At 54.6% G+C, this 3,812-nt stretch carries 3 protein-coding genes; all 3 read right to left on the bottom strand.

Translation table 11 applies throughout. From position 1 onward, the window contains the following. The coding region (locus PHC90_14715; GenBank protein MDD3847598.1) for a potassium/proton antiporter at nucleotides 1–1,280 on the bottom strand (1,280 nt) is incomplete at its 3' end. Between the two features lie 67 nt (nucleotides 1,281–1,347). Further along, nucleotides 1,348–2,226, bottom strand: a complete 879-nt coding sequence (locus tag PHC90_14720) for a universal stress protein (protein ID MDD3847599.1) — start codon at nucleotides 2,224–2,226, stop codon at nucleotides 1,348–1,350. A gap of 253 nt (nucleotides 2,227–2,479) precedes the next feature. Next, nucleotides 2,480–2,881: a potassium channel family protein gene (locus PHC90_14725; GenBank protein ID MDD3847600.1), complete on the bottom strand. Its 402-nt coding sequence runs from the start codon at nucleotides 2,879–2,881 to the stop codon at nucleotides 2,480–2,482. Between the last annotated feature and the right edge of the window lie 931 nt (nucleotides 2,882–3,812).

Raw genomic sequence — 3,812 nt, forward strand, 5'->3', positions numbered from 1 at the left:
GCGATCGCCGCATTGAAGGGAATGATGAAGTCGACGAGTTGAGTGTCGACACCGTCGATGGGAGCAAATTCAATAGGGTATCGCCGTTTCCTTTCAATTGGTCCCTGCAGCTTCATCAGACGGGCTACGACGGGAATCGACCAGCCCTGGAGCAGGGTTGAGGTCAGCACAATGAAAAAGACGATGTTGAATATCGCCTCGGAGCCGGTCACACCCGCCAGAAGAGGGAAGGTTGCCAGGACAATGGGCACGGACCCTCTCAGGCCAACCCAGGAAACAAGTACCTTTTCCCTCCAGTGAAGCCGGGCAAAGAGGAGCGAAAGAAAGACGCTTGCGGGACGGGCAATGAACATGAGAAATGCCGAACAGGCAAGGCCGGCCCCAACAACGGGGATAATGCGGGATGGAAACACGAGGAGGCCGAGGGTAAGAAACATGGTGATCTGGCTGAGCCAGGCGAGGCCGTCGAAGAAGCGCAACAGGCTTTTCTTGTAAACGAAGTCGCTGTTGCCTGCGATCAGGCCCGCGATGTACACGGCAAGAAATCCGCTTCCCCCGGCGGCTGTCGTGAAACCGTAAGTGAGTACGGCCAGGGCAAGGAAGAAAACGGGATAAACGCCTTCGTAATAGGACTTCAATCGATTGAGCATCACGACCGTCACCTTCCCGAAGAAAAACCCGCAGACAATCCCGAGCCCCATCTGCTGGACGAACAGGAGGGCTATGGACGCGAATGAGGCCCCGGGGTTCATTATGACCTGAATGATCCCTATGGTGAGAAGGACCGCCATGGGATCGTTGCTGCCCGATTCAAGTTCGAGCAGGGGTCTCAGACGGCCTTTGAGACTTATATTCTTGGACCGGAGAACGGAAAAAACTGCCGCAGCATCTGTCGATGACACAACGGCCCCCAGGAGCAGGGCGGTAAGGAACGGGAGCTTCAGGGTAAAAAAAGAGAAGAGGCCAACCCCCGCCGCCGTGAGAAGGACTCCGACGGTCGCGAGGCTCACCGCCGGGAAGAAGGACGGCCTGACCTCCGACCACTTCGTGTCGAGACCGCCCGCGAAGAGGATGAATACGAGCGCAAGAACACCAACGGATTGAGCAATGTGGGCATCGTCAAAATAGATCCCGCCAAGACCTTCCGAACCGGCAAGCATCCCGATGCCGAGAAACAAAAGCAGCGACGGCACCCCAAGGTTCTCGGAAAGCCTGGCGACCCCGATGCTGACCAGGATAAGGAGCGAACCTATAAGGAGAATATGTTCGATCGGTATCATGCAATTGTCTCGGCTCTATCCAAAAACACACTCTCACACCGGATGGAAATGACAACCAACCGGAAGGCTATTGGGCAACAAGCACGTCGCATTGCGATTGGGACAGCAGGTGTATTGTAACGCTGCCAAGCAGGAATTCTTCAACGCGTGATCTCCCGTGCTTGCCGACGACTACGAGATCGGGATCCCACTCTTCAACTATCTCTGGCAGCCTGGCTGACGCGTGCCCGTATTCAACGCGGTGGAGCATTCCACTTGTGCTCCACTGCCCGGCATCCAGGAAGGCCGTCATCTGTGCCTCGGCATCGATCCGCGCTTTTGCCCGGTATTCTTCAAGAACTCTGTCGGATGCCCCGGCGGAGATCATCTGCCTTTCGAGGAGCGGTTCGTATGCATGCACCACGTTGACAATGGCTCCGGGGGCTATTAGGGAACCATACTCCATGGCCTTTCGGGAATTCGGTGAGAAATCGACGGCAACAAGGACCCTCCGATACGGTCTGTCGGGCTTGCCTTTGACAACAAGGACAGGTTTCCGTATTTTGCCCAGAAGGCGCTGGGCGGTAGTGCCAAGGGCGACGGCCCGTACCGGGTGCCGACCGTGAGCACCGACCACGAGCAGGTCGTAATCCGAGGCAGCTTCGACGATCACGTCCAGCGTATTGCCCGTGCGGACCTGCATTTCAAAGGAAAAACCTGATGTCTGGCGGGACTCTTCAGCCAGTTCCACCAGAGAATTCGAAGCATCATCGATGATACCACGTTCGACCTCGGCCGGCGAGCCGATGAACCGCTTCAAACTCTCCAGCCATGATCCCTCCAACACATGGAGCAGCAGACCCCTTTCCACACCCAGCGTTGTACCGAGCATCGCCGCACGCTCACCGGCATACCGGGAATTGGGAGAAAAGTCGGTTGCAGCCAGAATAGATCGGATATGTGTCATGTTCTAACCCTCTCGTGCCTGAGATGCACAGCGCCGGTTCAAAGAATGTGGTAGGCCGCCGGCGTGACTGCCAAAGTCCACAGGCCCCGACCTCATGTTCCAACCTCTTTCGACCTCTAATTCGTTGCAGATGAGACCGATCTGGGCCATGAGCTCATCATCAGGCTATCTGCCGTAGGTGGCGTGAATCATGTCATCATTCGCTCCCCTGCAGCCAGATAGTGTTTACATCTGGCATTTGGGGATTTTCGCGTCACCGCAACGTCCTTACCATCTCCCGAAGATACGTCTGAAATCTCCTGGATCGCAACACAGCTTGGGCGGTAAATACAGACACCAGAAAAGCGAGATACACATAACCGAAAGCGGCCTGGACCATTGAAGTAATCTTTGCGGACACAGTTGCGGGAATGAGGTCGCCGTATCCCAGGGTCGTCTGCGTACCGATACTGAAATAGAGGCAATCCAGAAAGTCAACAGCCTGAGGTGCCGATTTCCCTTGTCCCGTGTGGCTCAAGGAGGGTAAACCTTGAACGCCCGGCAGGATGGCAAGGTAGAGAAAAGAGAAGGCAAATGCCACCACGATGAAGAGAAGTATCGCGTAATACGGTCTCCTCGGACTGTCCTCGACCAGAAAGTGAACCATGTTCATCATCGAACCTCCTTTTCCTGCACTTCCGTACAGGCTGAAGTGTGGGATATTTCACAGCACCTTCGTCCTGTACCTCCTCCGCATTTAGGCGATGGTCTTATTCCCGCGATCCTCCTTTTCCACATGAACAGGAGCGGGCTCGCCATAAACGATGTATTACACACGCCACTAATGAGATCCTCGTCCTCTACACTTTACTCTGCCGTCAACCACCACTATGATATCTTGTGCCAGCCTGGGGCTGCAGCTGCCGAGAGAGTGAGTCTCCGCGTCCAGCATGCGTCATCCCGTAAGGACATCACGCAGCTGACTGGATTGATCTCCGGCGTGTTTAGCTTAACAGCGAAGACTAAGGTTGTACAGATATGTGTGGGTGGAGCCGGTTTGACTGGCGAGGAGAGCCACTACAGGACGGTTTCCGCCGGATGCGACAGGGATTGACCCGTTCTCAAGATATACCCCCGCATGGAACACTGAGGTCGATGGCGGTCGAACAGGCCTGACAGCTGTCTTGCAAAATCCCCACTTCTGAGACAGAAGAAAGTTGGTGTGGCCAGAAATATCATTATCGAAATCATGCGGTACCGTGAAAAAGTTTGAATACAGAGGCACTGAAGACAAGGCGACCATCAATAACAGAACGAGAACAACGGCAGTACTTCCGGCTGATCCATTTGCCTTCATAAGATTGTTTACATTAACACCACATGATGTGTCAAGTATTGGCATGCTGGCGCAGCGCCTTGCTCATTCGCTGAAGGGAATCTACCCGGACTGATGTCTTATTTCCACCTGAGAGTACGGATAAGATCCCTATAGTGGTCCCACTGCCCTGTAAGGAACTGGAAACGCCCTGCAACTATGCCGGGAGCGATATCAAGATCCTTTGCCATCCGGAGAATCTCCTCCCTTGACCGAACAGCACGAATATGCC

This window comes from Syntrophorhabdaceae bacterium (genome assembly GCA_028698615.1).
GTDB lineage: Bacteria > Desulfobacterota > Syntrophorhabdia > Syntrophorhabdales > Syntrophorhabdaceae > Delta-02.